This window comes from Streptomyces sp. Ncost-T10-10d (assembly GCF_900091955.1).
Taxonomy (GTDB): domain Bacteria; phylum Actinomycetota; class Actinomycetes; order Streptomycetales; family Streptomycetaceae; genus Streptomyces.
Genome location: NZ_FMDF01000109.1, coordinates 100,462 through 116,695, shown reverse-complemented (window position 1 = coordinate 116,695; position 16,234 = coordinate 100,462). Strand labels below are relative to the sequence as shown.

Annotated in this window: 11 protein-coding genes and 3 pseudogenes; 8 read left to right on the top strand and 6 right to left on the bottom strand. The window is 69.4% G+C overall.

Annotated features, from left to right (window positions below):
- The first annotated feature begins 99 nt into the window (after positions 1–99).
- Positions 100–839 (top strand): annotated as a pseudogene (locus tag GA0115254_RS18495) (VOC family protein).
- A 246-nt stretch (positions 840–1,085) separates the two neighbouring features.
- Here GA0115254_RS18495 and GA0115254_RS18490 read toward each other — a convergent pair.
- Together GA0115254_RS18490 and rpmF are read right to left on the bottom strand one after the other, a co-directional pair.
- Positions 1,086–1,424: pseudogene (locus GA0115254_RS18490) on the bottom strand (GTP-binding protein); the annotation flags it as partial.
- 6 nt (positions 1,425–1,430) lie between these two features.
- A complete protein-coding gene (gene rpmF, locus GA0115254_RS18485) occupies positions 1,431–1,601 on the bottom strand; it encodes a 50S ribosomal protein L32 (RefSeq protein ID WP_093896409.1) in 171 nt (56 codons plus the stop codon).
- Positions 1,602–1,638: 37 nt separating this feature from the next.
- Between rpmF and GA0115254_RS18480 the strand changes: the two genes are divergently transcribed.
- On the top strand, positions 1,639–3,753 hold the full coding sequence (locus tag GA0115254_RS18480) for an aminotransferase (protein ID WP_256102653.1): 2,115 nt from the start codon (positions 1,639–1,641) through the stop codon (positions 3,751–3,753).
- A gap of 215 nt (positions 3,754–3,968) precedes the next feature.
- Here GA0115254_RS18480 and GA0115254_RS18475 read toward each other — a convergent pair whose 3' ends face one another.
- Positions 3,969–4,694, bottom strand: a complete 726-nt coding sequence (locus GA0115254_RS18475; RefSeq protein ID WP_093896408.1) for a TetR/AcrR family transcriptional regulator — start codon at positions 4,692–4,694, stop codon at positions 3,969–3,971.
- 117 nt (positions 4,695–4,811) lie between these two features.
- Here GA0115254_RS18475 and GA0115254_RS18470 point away from each other — a divergent pair.
- Both GA0115254_RS18470 and GA0115254_RS18460 read left to right on the top strand, forming a co-directional pair.
- Positions 4,812–6,036, top strand: a pseudogene (locus GA0115254_RS18470) (saccharopine dehydrogenase family protein).
- Positions 6,037–6,455: 419 nt separating this feature from the next.
- The gene (locus GA0115254_RS18460) at positions 6,456–7,205 is read left to right on the top strand and encodes a hypothetical protein (protein ID WP_093896406.1); all 750 of its coding nucleotides are present in this window, start codon (positions 6,456–6,458) and stop codon (positions 7,203–7,205) included.
- Between the two features lie 129 nt (positions 7,206–7,334).
- Here GA0115254_RS18460 and GA0115254_RS18455 read toward each other — a convergent pair whose 3' ends face one another.
- On the bottom strand, positions 7,335–8,015 hold the full coding sequence (locus GA0115254_RS18455; RefSeq protein WP_093896405.1) for a sigma-70 family RNA polymerase sigma factor: 681 nt from the start codon (positions 8,013–8,015) through the stop codon (positions 7,335–7,337).
- 128 nt (positions 8,016–8,143) lie between these two features.
- Positions 8,144–8,935 (bottom strand): hypothetical protein, encoded by a 792-nt coding sequence (locus GA0115254_RS18450; protein WP_093896404.1) that lies wholly within the window; start codon positions 8,933–8,935, stop codon positions 8,144–8,146.
- 235 nt (positions 8,936–9,170) lie between these two features.
- Here GA0115254_RS18450 and GA0115254_RS18445 point away from each other — a divergent pair, with 235 nt between their 5' ends.
- Positions 9,171–10,322 carry an MFS transporter gene (locus tag GA0115254_RS18445; protein WP_256102652.1) on the top strand — a complete coding sequence of 384 codons (1,152 nt, stop codon included), beginning with the start codon at positions 9,171–9,173 and terminating at the stop codon, positions 10,320–10,322.
- Positions 10,319–11,398, top strand: coding sequence for a sugar ABC transporter permease (locus GA0115254_RS18440; protein WP_256102651.1), 1,080 nt, complete (start codon positions 10,319–10,321; stop codon positions 11,396–11,398). The genes GA0115254_RS18445 and GA0115254_RS18440 overlap by 4 nt, the downstream gene beginning before the upstream one ends.
- Positions 11,399–11,408: 10 nt before the next feature.
- Here GA0115254_RS18440 and GA0115254_RS18435 read toward each other — a convergent pair whose 3' ends face one another.
- On the bottom strand, positions 11,409–12,539 hold the full coding sequence (locus tag GA0115254_RS18435) for an acyl-CoA dehydrogenase family protein (RefSeq protein WP_256102650.1): 1,131 nt from the start codon (positions 12,537–12,539) through the stop codon (positions 11,409–11,411).
- Between the two features lie 191 nt (positions 12,540–12,730).
- Here GA0115254_RS18435 and GA0115254_RS18430 point away from each other — a divergent pair, with 191 nt between their 5' ends.
- Positions 12,731–14,512, top strand: coding sequence for a CoA transferase (locus tag GA0115254_RS18430; protein WP_093896401.1), 1,782 nt, complete (start codon positions 12,731–12,733; stop codon positions 14,510–14,512).
- On the top strand, positions 14,509–16,188 hold the full coding sequence (locus GA0115254_RS18425) for a class I adenylate-forming enzyme family protein (protein WP_093896400.1): 1,680 nt from the start codon (positions 14,509–14,511) through the stop codon (positions 16,186–16,188). The genes GA0115254_RS18430 and GA0115254_RS18425 overlap by 4 nt, the downstream gene beginning before the upstream one ends.
- The last annotated feature ends 46 nt before the right edge of the window (positions 16,189–16,234 follow it).

Here is a 16,234-nt window from a genome sequence, read left to right as displayed (position 1 = left end):
CTCTTAGTTGGCGAGCTGAGCATTTTGGCTGGTGAGCGAGTTGATCTCTGTTTGGCGACGGTACCTGCGGATGTCGTTGCACAGTGCATAGGGTCGCCGGTGGCACTGCGACCTGTGAATGTGAACATAAAGGCTCTTGATGACTCGGTGGTCGGCCGGTTCTGGGCGGAGGCGCTCGGCTGGGGTGTTTCCAGCGAGGGACCCGGCGTGACCAACGTTGAACCCGTCGGCGGTTTCGTTTGGCCGGACCCGGTCGCCGTCTGCGTCGACGTCGTTACCGTCCCGGAACCCAAGACGACAACAAAGAACCGGGTGCACCTCGATCTCGCCACCACCTCTGCGGCCCATCAGGCGGAGCTGGTCGCGCGCCTCCAGGCTCTCGGTGCGACGCCCGCCCACGTGGGCCAGGGTGACGTGCCATGGACCGTCCTCGCCGACCCGGAGGGCAACGAGTTCTGCTGGAGCCTCGGGAGATCTACCGGGACACCGGGCCGATCGCCGCGGTGGTGGTCGACTGCGCGGATCCGCGGACCATGGCCCGGTTCTGGGACGAGGCGATGGACTGGACCCTGCACGAGGTGACTGACGATCAGGCGGTTCTGCGCTCCGCCAAGGGTGTCGGCCCGTATGTCGAGTTCCTCCGCACGCCCGGCGTGAAGGCCGTGCCAGACCGTGTTCATATTGACCTGCTGCCGTACCCCGGTGACGATCAAGAGGCGGAGGTGGCCCGGCTGCGGGCCCTCGGCGCCACCGACCTCGACCTCGGCCGGGGCGACGTCCCGTGGAGGTGCCTGGCCGACCCGGAGGGCCACGAGTTCTGTGTCCTTGCCCCGTCCTGACGCGGAGCCTTGACGACACCCCACCACGTGAGCCCCGTCTGCTCATGCATCGTGACCCCGGGTGGGTTGGGCTGCGAGGTCTCGGTCGATTCGAGCGGCGAGAGCTTGCATGTGGGGGCGAGTTCGGCTCGCTCGCCACCCACAACGCTCAACTCGCCAATTGGAGTGCTCCTTGACGTGTTGGCGGGTTGATTCCGGTCCTTCGTACGATCGGGAGACCCGGGGGCCTGGGTGTGGCTTTGGGTTCGCCGCCACCGGCATCGGTTCCGAGATACCACTGGACTCAATCAGCAGATAGTCGTGGCGTTCCTCGCGGGCGAGGCGGTCCACTTCTTCGAGCGGATCGTCGCGCAGGGTGCGGCAGATACATCCGTTGGTCATCTCGACCAGGCGTTCCGAGGTACGCGCGAGTGCGGCCTCGCCCGCGCGCACCAGTGCCGCGTCGACGTTGATCTCGCTCATGTCGTTGACGATCACCGCGACTCGCATGCCCTCACGGTTGCCGAGTACATGGTTCAGCAGTGTGATCCTGCCGGCTCCCAGAAAGCCGGAAAGTACGGTGACGGGCAGTAGGTCCTGCGCCATGAAGGATCAGCCTTCGGGGTGCAGGAGGCCGCGCTCGTAGGCCTTCACCAGCCGCTGCGGCACCCGGTAGACGGAGCCGTCGACCGTAACGGGCGCGAGCTGAGGCGGCGTTGCCTTCCACTGGGCGCGGCGGTGACGGGTGTTGCTGCGGGACATCTTCCGCTTCGGGACTGCCATGGAGACCTCCTGAGTCGTCGTCGACACCGGACGGTATATGAAAACGATAGTCAATATCAAATGGGCCGCGGTAGTGTGGAAGCGGCGTCACCAGGCATCCGTCGACGAGGACAACGACTACGCCAAGGCCGCACTCGACCGCGAGTGGCGCATATTCGAGCAGGCCACCCGCCTGCCGCTTCCGGTGATGACCCACCTCGTCAAGGACGCGCTCGGCATGGCCGACGCGCCTGCTCGAGCCGATGCACCCGGACACTCCCTGCTGCGCGGCCTCGCCGCCGACGACATCACCCTCCTCGACCTGTCCACCGGCGCCGACTCCATCGACCACGGAGCCTGGCTCGAAGCCGAAGCCGAAGCCGAAGCCGAAGCCGAAGCCGAAGCCGAAGCCGAAGCCGAGGGCCGACTGGCGGCCGCCGCGCTCGCGGACGGAGCGGCTGCCGTGGCCACCCGGTACGCGCACGCACGACTCACTCAGGCTCCGGCACTGTCAGCCGATTCTCCTGCCACGGTGCCCACCGGTGTCGATCTGTGGCTCGGCCGGGCCGCCGTAGCGCAGGCCCCTGCCGCAGCAGAGGTCCTTGCCGCGTCTCCGGGCCGCGTGGAGATCAACTACGGCCCGCAGGTGCTGACGCTGACCCTCCCCAGCGCGGTCGAGCCGGTCGTCTGCACCGGCTCGACCGTTCAGGCGGGCGATGACCTCGCCGATGTCCCCTCCGGAGCCTCGATCCACGTCGCGCTGCGCAGCGCCGACAGCCCCGCCATCCCGCACCTGGTACGCCCCGAGTACGCCGCCGGCTGGCTGGCGCTCACGGCCGACCCCACCCCACTCATCGGTCTCCCGGCCGTCGACCGTGCGGAGCACTTGGACCTGCTCGAACGACATGACGCCGTGTTCGCGACAGTGCAGGAGCACTACTACGCCAACCCTCCCCGCATCGAGCGTGGTTGGCGCCACCATCTGCTCTCCGCCAACGGCCGTTCCTACCTCGACATCGTCAACAACGTCACCCCGATGGGGCACGCACACCCTCGCGTGGAGGAGGCGGTCTCCCGGCAGCTGCGACGGCTCAACACCAACTCGCGCTTCCACTACGCCTCGGTGGTGGAGTTCACCGAACGCCTCGCTGCCCTCCTGCCCGAGCCGCTGGACACGGTGTTTCTGGTCAACTCCGGTTCCGAGGCGGTGGATCTCGGCCTCCGGCTGGCCACCGGTGCCACGGGACAGCACGACGTCGTCGCCTTGCGCGAGGCCTACCACGGCTGGACCTATGCGTCCGACGCGGTCTCCACCTCACTCCAGGACAACCCGAACACCCTTGCCACCCGCCCGAGCTGGGTGCACACAGTGGACTCGCCCAATTCGTATCGCGGCCGGCACCGCGGGGCTGACGCGGTGCGCTACGCGCCGGAGGCCGTCGCGTCGATCGACGAGCTCGCCGCTTCGGGCCGCCCGGCAGGAGCCTTCGTCAGCGAGACCTACTACGGCAACGCCGGGGGAGTGGCCCTGCCCGACGGCTACCTCGCCGAGGTGTACGCGGCGGTCCGCCGCCACGGCGGCCTGGCGGTCGCCGACGAGGTGCAGGTCGGCTACGGCCGTCTGGGTCACTGGTTCTGGGGCTTCGAGCAGCAGCAGGTCGTCCCCGACGTCGTCTGTGTGGCCAAGGCCATGGGCAACGGCCACCCCCTCGGCGCAGTCATCACGTCCAAGGCAGTTGCCGAACGGTACCGGGACCAGGGCTACTTCTTCTCCTCCACCGGTGGCAGCCCGGTCTCCAGCGTCGTGGGTCTCACCGTCCTGGACACCCTGAGTGACGAGGACCTGCAGGGCAACGCGGTGCGGGTCGGAGATCGCCTCAGGAACCGACTCGAAGCACTGACAGATCGCTACGGCATCATCGGCGCCGTCCACGGCTCGGGCCTCTATCTCGGCCTCGAACTCGTCCGTGACCGCGGCACCTTGGAACCCGCCACGGAAGAGACCGCCGAACTCTGCGACCGTATGCTCGACCTCGGCGTGGTCGTACAGCCGACCGGCGATCACCTCAACATCCTGAAGATCAAGCCGCCGTTGTGCATCGACGTCGCCGCGGTCGACTTCTTCGCCGACATGCTGGACCGTGCCCTCGCTCAACTCGGTCACTCCGGCTGACTCCCGCGCAGAGCGGCGAACGAGTGGGACTGCGCCCCGGTCATTCCCCTGCCCGAACCGGATAAGGGTGGCCTCGCCGGATCCAGGCAGGTTCAGCCACCGTTCGCACCGACGAGGGCCGCCGGGACAAGCCGTTCCTGGAAGGCGCGCTGGAAGGCGTTGAGTGGTGCCTTCCAGCGCGTGGTCCATCGCTTGCGGCCCTTGCCGGTCGGGTCTCACTCAGTGCCGGTGGCCTGGTTTCGCGCGGCGACGAGCCGTGCCTCCGTCCTGTTCAGGAGCGTGTCCAGCACGATCGGATAGGCACTGAGATTCATCCGGTCCGCCAGCAGGTGTGCGGTGGCGGCAATGTGCGGATGAGTTTCGGAGGGCAGCCGGGCATAGGTGGAGGTCCACATTTCCTCGTCCGCCTCCCTGACCTCGTCCTTGATGGCCAGTGCACCTGCGTCCAGGGCGGCGAAGGCCAAGGTCAGGTCGATGAATGCGTGGTATACGCCGACGGTGTCCGCGTCGCCGAAGCCCGCGCCACGAAGGATGCCGAGGATCGTCTCGTCCACCTCGATCTCCCGGGGGCGGCCGGTGACGCGGCTGGCAGTCAGCAGGGCGGCATGGGGGTGGGAGAGGTAGGAGGCGTGGATGGCCAGGCCCAGGGCGCGCAGGTCGGCGCGCCACTTCCCGGTGGCCGTCCAGCTGTCCAGGGCGCACCCCATCAGTTCCTCGCCGATGGCCCGGGTCAGGTCGTCCAGGCCGGCGAAGTACCGGTAGAGGGTGCTCGGGTCGGCGCCGAGAGCGGTGCCCAGACGGCGAGCGGTCAGGCCGGCACTCCCGTGCTCGCGCAGCATCCGCAGCGCTGTGTGCACGATCAGCTTCTCCGACAGTACGGTGCCCTGCCGGGTCGGCCGTCGCCTGCGTCGTTCCGCCTCCGGAACCACCTTCTTGGGCATCGTGCCCTCCCTCGGAGCTCCCTTATGCCAACGTCGTAGACCTTAACTGTCGGGTTCGTGTTGCATCGAGGCGTCCCGGGCGTTCGCCGGGACTGCCTCGAAGAAATGGTGTGTGACATGCGTGTACTTCTCGTGGGTGCGGGCGGCGTCGGAACCGCCGTCACCCGTATCGCCGCCCGGCGAGACTTCCTGACCCACATGGTCGTCGCCGATTACGACCTGACCCGCGCCGAGGCGGCCGTGGCCGCGCTCGACGACCAGGAGAGCCGGTTCAGCGCGCTCCGCCTGGACGCCTCCGACGAGGCGGCGGTCCGTCGTCTCCTCGTCGAAGAAGGCTGCGACGTGCTGCTGAACGCGACCGACCCGCGGTTCGTGATGCCGCTGTTCAACGCGGCACTGGCCGCCGGCGCGCACTACGTCGACATGGCGATGTCGCTGTCCGTGCCACACCCGGCCGCCCCCTACGAACAGTGCGGGGTGAAGCTCGGCGACGAGCAGTTCGCCCTGGCCGAGGCATGGGGGAGCGCCGACCGCCTGGCTCTGGTCGGCATGGGCGTGGAGCCGGGCCTGTCGGACGTGTTCGCCCGGTACGCGGCCGATGAACTCTTCGACGAGATCGAGGAGATCGGCGTCCGTGACGGCGCGAACCTCACCGTCGAGGGCTACGACTTCGCGCCCTCCTTCAGCATCTGGACCACCATCGAGGAGTGCCTCAACCCGCCCGTCGTCTACGAGAAGGGCCGCGGCTGGTTCACCACGGCACCCTTCAGCGAGCCGGAGGTCTTCGACTTCCCCGAAGGCATCGGCCCGGTGGAGTGCGTGAACGTCGAGCACGAAGAGGTACTCCTCATGCCCCGCTGGCTGGACGCGCGCCGCGTGACGTTCAAGTACGGCCTCGGCGACGACTTCATCGCCAAGCTCAAGACCCTCCACGACCTGGGGCTCGACTCCACGGCGAAGGTCACCGTCCCGGGCGCGGACGGTCCGGTCCAGGTCTCCCCGCGCGACGTGGTCGCCGCGTGTCTGCCCGACCCGGCCACGCTGGGCGACCGCATGAAGGGAAAGACCTGCGCGGGCACCTGGGTCAAGGGGGACAAAGGATGGTGTCGCACGCGAGGTGTACCTGTACCACGTCGTCGACAACGAGTGGACGATGCGCGAGTACGGCTCCCAGGCCGTGGTCTGGCAGACCGCCCTCAACCCGGTGATCGCCCTCGAACTGATCGCGGACGGTACGTGGAAGGCAAGCGGCGTCCTCGGCCCCGAGGCACTGCCGCCCCGGCCGTTCCTCGACCTGCTCGGCGCCTACGGGGCTCCGTGGGGGCTGCGCGAGGGGCACTGACCCGCCCGTTCCCACAGCGAAGCGCCGCCACAGCGCGACGCCCGGGCGGCTATTGCCGGGCGACATATCGGCCCGGGGCCAGGTGCTTTCTTCCACGGCGTTCGACGAGGGTGACGTGGATGGGCTGACAACGGAGGACCACCGGGGCTTCTCGGACGAGGAGGCCCCGGCGGTTCATGGCGTTGAGCAGCTCCGCATGTTTCCTCAGGAACTCTGCCCGGGCACCGAGAGAACGCAGCGTCCCTGAGCATGGTCAGACCCTCGTGTGACTGGCCTGCCTGCGGATCGTTTCGGCGGACGTGGGGGGCGCGTGATCAACAGCACCCTCTTCTGGTTGAGGACCGGCATCCCGTAGGGGGGCGGGGCCAGTGCTGCGATCATCGTGACAAAGAGGGAAGGCGCGTCCGAGGGGGAGCAGGATGATTTCCGAGCCGGAGATGGCGGGGGATTTCGATGGGGTTGAAACCCGCGAGGTGCTGGGCGACTTCGACCGGGAGTTCGTGGGGAAACGTCGGCCGCGAAGGCCGTGGCTGTGGGCGCTGGGCGGGATGGTCATGGCGTCGGTCCTCTGGGCGGCGGCGCTGTTCCTGTACGGATTAGGCGATCGGAAGCCGGACATGCATGGGTACCAGCTGGACCAGGACCCTTGCCCATCTCTACAGCTGAAGTCGATCGGCGACGCGATCGCACCGAGAGAGCCCACCACCAAGGTCGAATCACGGCTGTTGAACCATGCCGTCCTCGACCAGATCCAGTGCTTCGTTCCTCTTCGGTCTCGGGCCGGGGCGGAGCGGCCCGGAAACGGCTGGTCCATCGACTACACCGTCGGAATCACGGTGGCACTCCACAAGAAGACCGACCCCGGCGCCGAATTCGAGGCGCGGCGACGAGTGACCGATCTCGGCGTTGATCCTGAAGCGAAGCTGGAGACGGTTCCGAACCTTGGCGACAAGGCGTATCTGCTGACCCGGGACGACGGCAACGCGGAGCTGCGGGTGCTGGAGGGCGGAGCGGTCCTCGCGCTGAGTCTCTCCGCCTTCACTCAGTACCAGGGCGACGATTACAACGAGGACGAGCCCGGTGATGAGCCGGACATCCCTGACCTGTCGCCCTACCAATCGGCCATGATCAGCGACATGCGTGACCTGATGTCAAGCCTCAAGCAGTGAGCTTGAGATCCCATCCGGCACCGCGACAACGCGTATGCGCGTGCGGCCCGGATGAAGGGCGGCGCCGACGGGCGCCGGCGCCGTTCATCTCTGCGCCGGCGACCCGTGGAGCCTGTGGTCCTTGACTTCTCAGACAGCTGCGGCGAGAAGTGCCGGCACTCGGCCACGCGAGATCGGCCGCACCGGCTCCCTGTGCGCGGCGGGAGTTTCTGCGTCCTTCAGTAGTTCGAGCAGGGTGCTGCGGGCCCGGGCCACACGTGAGCGGACGGTGCCGACAGGGCAACCCATGGCTGCCGCGGTCTCCGCGTAGGGGAGTCCCAGGAGTTGGGTGAGCAGGAACGATTCACGGCGTTCTGCCGGGAGGTTCACCAGGAGTTCGGCGAGTGCGATTCCGTCTTCGAAGCCGGGCAGGTCGCGTGGCTGTGTCCGCTCGGCGGCGGACTGCCAGTCGTCCCGGTCCGCGATTCTGGGTCGAGCGGCGGCATGACGGAGGCTGTCCACGACGGTACGGCGGGCGATCGAGAGTAGCCAGGTACGAGCGGATGAGCGTCCCTCGAACCGATGAAGGCTGCCGAGTGCGCGCAAGAACGTGTCCTGAGTGAGATCATCGGCCGCTTGGGGATCGGCGCTGAGGTGGGCCACGTAGCGCCAGACGTCGCGGTGCAGGGCGCGTACGAACCGGTCGACGGCGTCGGGGGAGCCGTCGCGCGCAGCCAGCGCCAGTCGTGTCACCGGTTCGTCGGCGCTATGGGTATGACGTGATGTGCCGTCGCCGGCTGTGGCGTTGTGTGGCGGCAGGGCAGGGGGCATCGCCTGATGTCCTTCCGGGATCCGGTTCCGCGCGTGCGCGGGCCGGTGAGATGTACGGCACCGCCCGTGGGCGATGCCGAGTCCCGAGGCGTGCGGTGAAGGACACCGGCACGTCGGGAATTCAGCTGTCAGATGACAGCGATCCCGGACGGTGGACCTCGCGAGGTGAGGGCGTGGATGAGGAAGAGTTGCCGCGGTCTGCGGGCTCCGTAGTCGCGGCGAGCACGGATGCGTGGCCGGTCAATTGGTGTGGGAAGGCGGAAGAGCAGGTGCAGTGGGGCGGTGACCCACCCGGCGAAGGTGCGCAGCAGACGGAAGGCGGCTCGTTCTCCGCAGGCGAGCCAGAGGCCGCACAGCAGGGCTGCCAGCAGGTGGGCTGCCAGCATCCCGGCCGGCGACATGCCTCCCATGTAGTGCCCTGTGGGCATGACCGTCGAGGGGTCGGTCATCGTGTGCATGCCGGCATGGGCGTGCTGCATCCCACCCGGCATGGTCATGTCCGTGGTGCCCGGCGGTGGCTGGTGCAGGCGGCTGCCGAGCCCGGCGTCGGTGACGATGCGTACCGCTTCCGACTCCGAGATCGAGGTGGAGCTTGTCGGACCGCAGAGCAGAGACCGGGCCCATTGCTGGGCGAAGGACGGAGCGTCGGCCACGGAGGGGAGAACCGCTGTCTGAGCCAGTGAGAATCCGGTGTGCAGTGCGGCCTGGGCGGCAACCATCATCGAGGTCACCGCGAGAACGCCGCGCTCACTTCCACTGAGGAACCAGGCCGTGGCGGCAGTCGCCGCGAAGGCGGCGGCCACGGCCCACCAGGGGACGGCCGTTCCCGACATGAGGACGTGGCCGAGGGCAGCGAGCAGCACGCAGGTCGCTGCGAACACCGCAGCGCGTACCGCGCGACAACATCGGCCTGGAGTCATGGCGGGCCCATCCTTGCATTCCTCCCCCGGTCGCCACGGGTGGGTAGGCAAAGTGCGGGTGGCGGCGCTCAACCTGACGCTTGTGGCGCACGTCACATGAATCGCAGGGAACTCCAGTGCCGTGCGGTCCGACTCCTGACCTGGCGACAAGGTGAACCAGCAGCGCGGGACGGAGACACCGGTGCGGACAGGACGGGGAACATCGGCGGCCCCGGCGGCAGGCGCTGACAGACCGTTGACGGCGCTGCTCACCTGCGCCATGGCATTTTCGATGCTGCAGCTCTTCCTCCTGGGAACCCTCAGCCCGTACCTTGTCGACGAACTGGGGATTTCGCCCTCGGTGCTCGGCCTGACGACGACGATCGGCTTCGGGACCGCGGCGGTTCTTTCCCCAGTGGGCGGGCGCATCGTGGACCGGGTCGGCCCCAGGCGGTCACTCGTTGCCCTGCTGCTCGTGTCCGCCGGTGCCCTCGCCCTGATCGCCGCGGCGCCCGGCACGGGGTTTCTCCTCGGCGCCGTTGCACTCGGGGGTCTGCCGCAGGCGTTGGCCAACCCGGCTACGAACAAGGCGATCCTGACTGCCGTTGCGCCGGCCCGGCGGGGTTCGGTGACCGGAATGAAACAGTCGGGCGTGCAATTCGGGGCGTTCGTCGCCGGGCTGCCCCTGGCCGCGCTGGCCTCAGGGGTGGGTTGGCGTAGTGCGCTGTGGACGGCTTCCGGCACCGCTTTGGCCGTGGCTGTGTGGGCCATGCGTGCGCTGCCCTCCGATCCACCGGCAAAGGGGGCGCCGCTCCGCACCTCGCTGGTGCCGCAGGGTGCCATTGCATGGCTGGCAGGATTCTCGTTGCTGCTGGGCTGTGGCATTGCTTCGGTCAACACTTATCTGGCGCTCTTCGGCGCCCAGGAACTCGGAATGAGTCCCTCGACGGGCGGTGCACTGGTGGCCGTACTGGGCGTGGCAGGGATTGCCGGCCGGGTGGCCTGGTCGAAGGCCGCCCGGCCCGGGCGGGCCGAGTGGCTGCCGGGGTGGCTGGCGGCCGGTGCGATCGGAGCTGCCCTCTTGCTGGCCGGTGCGCTGCTCGTTCACCCGCTGGCGTGGGTGGCGGCGACAGCCGTCGGTGTGTTCGCCGTGTCGGGCAATGCCGTCTCCATGGTGCTGGTGATGCAGCGCGCCGCCCCCGGCCGTGCGGGGCAGGAATCGGCACTCGTCTCCGCCGGGTTCTTCGCCGGTTTCGCCATAGGCCCACCGGTCTTCGGCGTGCTCGCGCAAGCCGGCCACTACGGGCCCGGGTGGCTGCTGGTGGCTGCGGAGTTCGCGGCGGCCTGCGCTGTCGCTTTCGTATGGGCGGCGCAGGAGCGCAGGCAGCGCACGGCGGTTCAGGCGTGACGGTGGTGGGGGACTGGCCCGAACGCGCCCTCGCGGACATCCTGCACCGGGTAGACGTCACCCGAGCCGAAGTCGGCGCAAGGTTCCCGCTGTTCGCCGATCCGGATACGGGCCGCTGGGAAACGACCGGTCGCGGATCGTGGACCGGCGGATTCTGGGCGGGTCTGCTGTGGCTGCGGGCCCGGTACACCGGTCACGAGGCCGACAGGGCCGTGGCCTCGGCTTGCACGGCACGGCTGGCGGGATGGGTGGAGGCCGATACTGTCGCCCGCGGTCTGATCCTCTGGTACGGAACCGCCCTGGCCGTCAACGACCGGTCGGCGCAAGAGCTGCGTAACCGGGCTGCCCGTGCCTGCCTGGCCGCGCTGGAGCCCGAACTGGGCCTGGTTCCCCGGGGATCCGCGTTCGGTCGTCCCAGACTGCTGGCCCGTGTGGACGGAGTTCCCGGCACGGTGCCGCTGCTGGCTTCGGCGGGCGTCGAGGGCGCCGCGGCAGCCGCGTCCCATCTCCACCGGCATATCGATCTCTGCCGCGTCGATGGTTCTGTTGTGCCCGCCCTGAGGTTCGAGCCGGGCACGGGCTGGCAGCCGTGCGACGACCCACCGCCAGGTTGGAGCCGGGGGCGGCCGTGGCTCCTGCTGGCCGTGGCCGACGCCCTGCATCAGCCCAGGACCACGCAGTGGAACCACCAGCGGCTGGAAGCGACGGCTGCAGGACTGGTCGCCGCCCGGACCGGGCTGCCACGGTGGGGTGTTCCGCCGGCTGACGAGGGGCAACCGGACGGCCCGCAGGACACCTCGGCTGCCGCGATCACAGCGGTAGCGCTGCTGAAGCTCGCGCGCGTCCCGGGGCCCCGGGCAGCGGAGTACTCCTCCCGTGCACTCGCGATTCTGGACCACCTCGTGGCCTCGCACCTCACCGGGCCGACCGGCGCTCGCCCCGCCGGGATACTGCTGAACGGCTGCTACGACGCCGGACGCTCGGTCGCCGTGCGCCACGAACTCATCTGGGGTGACTTCTTCCTGGCTCTTGGACTGGCAGCACTCACCGGACTGATCGACATCCGTACGGTGTAGAAATGGCCGCTCAGGTGTCGTGGCCGCGCAGCACGCGGCGTGCGACGGACGTGATGTGCAGCTCGTCCGGGCCGTCCAGGATCCGGGCGGCGCGGCCGGTACGGAAAAGCGCGGGTAGAGGAGTGTCGGGTCCCAGGCCGGCCGCGCCGTGCACCTGAATGGCCGCGTCCGTCACCTGCTGGAGCATGCGGGCGGCGGCGACCTTGGCCAGGCCCACCTCGACGTGCGCGTCCAGTCCGGCATCGATCCGGGCCACGGCCTCGTGGACCAGAGGACGGGTCGTACGCAGCGCAAGCAGCGACTCGAAGACATGCTGCTGCACGAGCTGATGACCGCCGAGCGGACCACGGGAGCCGGCACGGTCGTTGACGCGCTCACACATCAAGTCGAAGGCCCGCTGCGCCTGACCGATCCAGCGCAGGCACCGCAGAGTACGGCCGAGCTGGAGCCGTTCCCCGGCAATGGCCAGAGCACTGCCCCGCCCGCCGATGAGATGGTCGCCGGGGACACGGACACCGTTCAGTTCGACCTCCCACTGGCCACCCGCGCCAAGGACAGGCAGCTCGCGTACGACGCGGCAGCCGGGCGCGCCGGCCGGCACCAGAAACAGCGAGAGCCCGCCGCGGTCCGCGGGTGCCCCGTCGGTGCGGGCCAGGACGGTCACCAGGTCGGCGCCGGCGGCTCCGGAGGTGAACCACTTGCGGCCACTGACCCTCCAGCTCCCGTCCGCTTCCTGTACGGCGCGGGTACGGGTCATGGAGGGGTCGGTACCCGGGACGTCCGGTTCGGTCATTGCGTAGCAGGCACGGAGTTCCCCGGCGGTGAGTCGTTTCGGATACTCCTCGCGTATGCGCGCGCTGCCGTGGCGGTGCAGCATCAGCACGTCCAGCAGCGATGCCGACCCCAGGGCGGCAGGTCCGTGGTCGCTTGCTCCTTCCACCTCGGCCACCTGGGCGTACTCGGTCAGGGAGAGTCCCTGACCGCCCAGCTCGGCGGGCAACGGGAGGGCCCATAGACCCTGATTGTGGGCTTGGCCCTGCAGGTCGCGCATGGTGGCGGAGGAGGCCGGTTCGCCGGCGTCCAGGACTCTTTCGTACGGCATTACCCGCTCGCGTATGAAGCGGTCGACCTGCCGCCTCAACTCAGCTGCTGCGCCTGCACCTTCAGAGACTCGGTCTCGGCTCTCCACCACTTTCCTCCAGTCTGCCGGGAACCCGTGGGAGCGACAGCCCGACTGCCTCTCCACGGAACTGGTCGGGCGCGAAGGTGCCCTGGTTCCCGTGTTGAGGACATCCCCGGCCCCGGCCATCGCCGGGCGAGGAGAGGAGAGGCATGGCGTCACCAGTCACCACGCAGACGGTCCGCCCGCTGGACGGGCTTGACCTGGACACCTCGGGGCCGCCCGAGCTGACCTGCCGTGCGGCGCAGCACCTGCGGCTCCTGGGGGCCCGCACCCGCTCGGAACCGGCCTCGCCGCAACCCGTGACAACTGCGCAGATAGCGCTGACCGGACGGGGAATTCTGCCCATCGAAGCCGAGGTGAACTGGGCGGATCCGGAGAGTGGGATCACCGACGAGGTCACCGTCCAGGCCGCTACCGGGATCATGGCCGTGCACGGGCGACGTGACGGCGGGCCGCGGGGCCTGGCCGTCGACTACGCCACCACCGCCGCCTCCGTTCTCGCGGTCCAGGGAATGCTGGCAGGGCTCTTGGGCCAGGCCCGCGGGGGAACCACCGCACGCGTCAGCACAAGCGTCGACCGGGCCGGACTGCTGACCGTCTCCCAGTACCTCGCCGCCGCCGGAGCCGACGAGGGTGAGATCGCCGAACTCGCGCCGGGGGGACCGCCCTTCACCGACACGGCCGGCACACTCTTCGAGCTGGAGACTTTGGACCCGGCGGCCTGGGCTGCGTTCTGGCGGGCCCTGGAAGCACCCCCCGAGGCGATACGGGCCGGCTGGCGGCCCTTCCAATTCCGGTACGCCACAGCCTGCGCTCCCTTCCCGCAGGCACTGCATACGACGACGCGCGCCCACCCCTGGCAGCGCATCCTCCAGGCGGCAGCGGTCTCCGGCGCAGAGGTCTGCCCGCTGGGATCCCTGGCCGGACGGGCAGCAGAACACGACGGTGCACCGCCCTGGTCACTCACCTCCCACAGCCCCGGCCACCGTGCCCCCACCGTTCTCCCGCCGGCCGAACGGCCGCTGGCAGGGCTGACCGTGCTGGAGGCCGGCCGCCGTATCCAGGCACCGCTCACCGCTCACCTCCTGGGACTGCTCGGCGCCGAAGTGATCCGGATCGAGCCGCCGGGCGGGGATCCGCTGCGCGGCATGCCACCGGCCTGCTCCGGCATCTCCGCCCGCTGGCTCGCGCTCAACCGCGGCAAGCAGGCCGTGGAGGTCGACATCAAGGCCGAGACCGACCGGCGCCGGCTGCGGGAGATGGCGGCAGAGGCCGATGTCTTCCTCCACAACTGGGCCCCGGGAAAAGCCGCCCAGCTCGGTCTCGACGCCGACCACCTGGCCGCAGTGAACCCCGCACTGGTCTACGCGTACACCAGCGGATGGGCCGACCGGATCCCCGGCGCCCCGATGGGGACCGACTTCATGGTCCAGGCACGCACCGGAGTCGGAGAAGCGGTACACCCGGCAGGCGAAGCGCCGGCGCCGTCCCTGATGACCCTCCTGGACGTCCTGGGCGGGCTCCTGGGAACAGAGGCCGTCCTCGCGGGCCTGCTGCTGCGCGAACGCAACAGACAGGGCGTCCGGGTCGACTCCTCGCTGCTGGGAGCAGCCGATGTCCTCATCGCCCCCGCCCTGCGCCGGGCCGCAACGGGAGGGACCGCTAGAAAGCCGGCCGGGTTCCGTCACCCGCTGCGCACCGCGGACGGCTGGGTCGCTCCCACCGATGCCTCCGCAGAAGCAGCTCGTGCTTACGACCTGAGCGGACTGTCCACCCACAACGCCCTGACACAGCTGCGCACGCACGGACTGCCCGCCACCGCGGTCACCACCGACCTGGCCGCCCTGCCTCATGATCCGCGCTTCGCCGACTCGATCAGCCGCGACGCGCACGGTGCCCCCACTGTTCCCGACCCCTGGAGCTTCACGTGACCGTCGCCCTCCACGACCTGCTGCCCGCTGACCTCCGCCGCTCCTGGGTCATCGACGGGACCTGCCCCGACCTCGACCTCTACAGCCTCTTCCGCGCCCGGCAGATCGCGGACCTCCACCGCACAGCGATCCTTGATGCCAAAGGCAAACTCTGTTACACCGCCCTCGACCGTAAGGTGCGATGTCTGGCCACCGGTCTGAGAGACCTCGGCATACGCCAGGGCGACGTGGTCGGTGTTCAGCTGCCCAACGGCCGCAACGCCGTCATCGCCGATCTCGCCCTGGCCGCCCTCGGCGCGGTGGCGCTGCCCTTCCCGGTAGGCCGCGGCAGCCTGGAAGCCGAATGCCTGCTCCGCCGCGCGGAGGCCGTCGCCGTCATCGCCGCCATCGATGACCGGGGCAACCACCACGCGGCCGACCTCCAGGCGTTGGCCCCGGCGCTTCCCTCCCTGCGCCACGTCATCGCCGCCGGCCCCGGCGACACACCCGAAGGAACGACTCCGCTCTCGCAGCTGCTGTGCTCCGACCCCAGTGGATTCGTTCCGGCACGGCCGGACCCCGACAGCGCCGCCCGCATCCTCGTCTCCTCCGGCTCCGAGGCCGAGCCGAAGATGGTCGCCTACTCCCACAACGCGCTGGCCGGCGGTCGCGGTAACTTCCTCGCCTCGCTCATCCCCGACCGGACTCCGCCCCGCTGCCTGTTCCTCGTGCCGCTTGCCTCAGCCTTCGGCTCCAACGGCACGGCCGTAACCCTCGCCCGGCATGGCGGGACTCTCATCCTCTTGGACCACTTCACGCCGGAGGCCGCGCTCGACGCCGTACGCGAACACCGGCCCACCCACATCCTGGGCGTTCCCACCATGGTGCGTATGATGCTCGGCCGCCCCGACACCACAGGCGGGAAGCTGCCCGCCCCAACGGCTCTGATCCTGGGTGGCTCCGCGCTGGACGAGACCACGGCGGAACTCGCCGCGAGTGTATTCGGCTGTCCTGTCGTCAACCTTTACGGATCGGCCGACGGCGTCAACTGCCACACAGGACTGACCAGTTCCACTCCGGACGCGGACGACCGGGGGGGCGTGGCCGGGCGCCCCGACTCGCGGGTGGCCGACATACGCATCACCGACACCGGGACGCATGAAGAGCTGCCGGACGGCGAGATCGGGGAGATCGTGGCGCGGGGCCCCATGACCCCCATGTGTTACGTCGCCTCCCCGGAGCTGGACGCCCGCTACCGTACTCCCGACGGGTGGGTGCGCACCGGGGACCTCGGGTTCCTCGACGGCGACGGCGTCCTGCACATCGTCGGACGCCTCAAGGACGTCGTCATCCGCGGCGGCGCCAACATCAGCCCCGCCGAGGTCGAAAGGGAACTCGCCGCCCACCCCTTCGTACGTGATGTCGTGTGCGTCGGGATCCCGGATGCGTTGATGGGGGAGCGGCTGGCGGCGTGCGTCGTGTCCCGCGCCACGGAGCCCCTGACGCTGCGGATGCTGTGCGAGCACCTGACCGAACGGGGACTGGAACAACGCAAGCACCCCGAGCGCCTCCTGGTCGTGGACGAACTCCCCCTCACCCCTGCGGGCAAGCCCGACCGGGCGGTACTGCGGGACCGTATGACCGAGATCAACCGCCCCCGCGTGAAGAAGGAAGGCCCCCTCGCGCAGGCAGGCTGAACAGTGCCACAGCCGTGGGACCGGGACACTCAGCCGCCCGGTGACT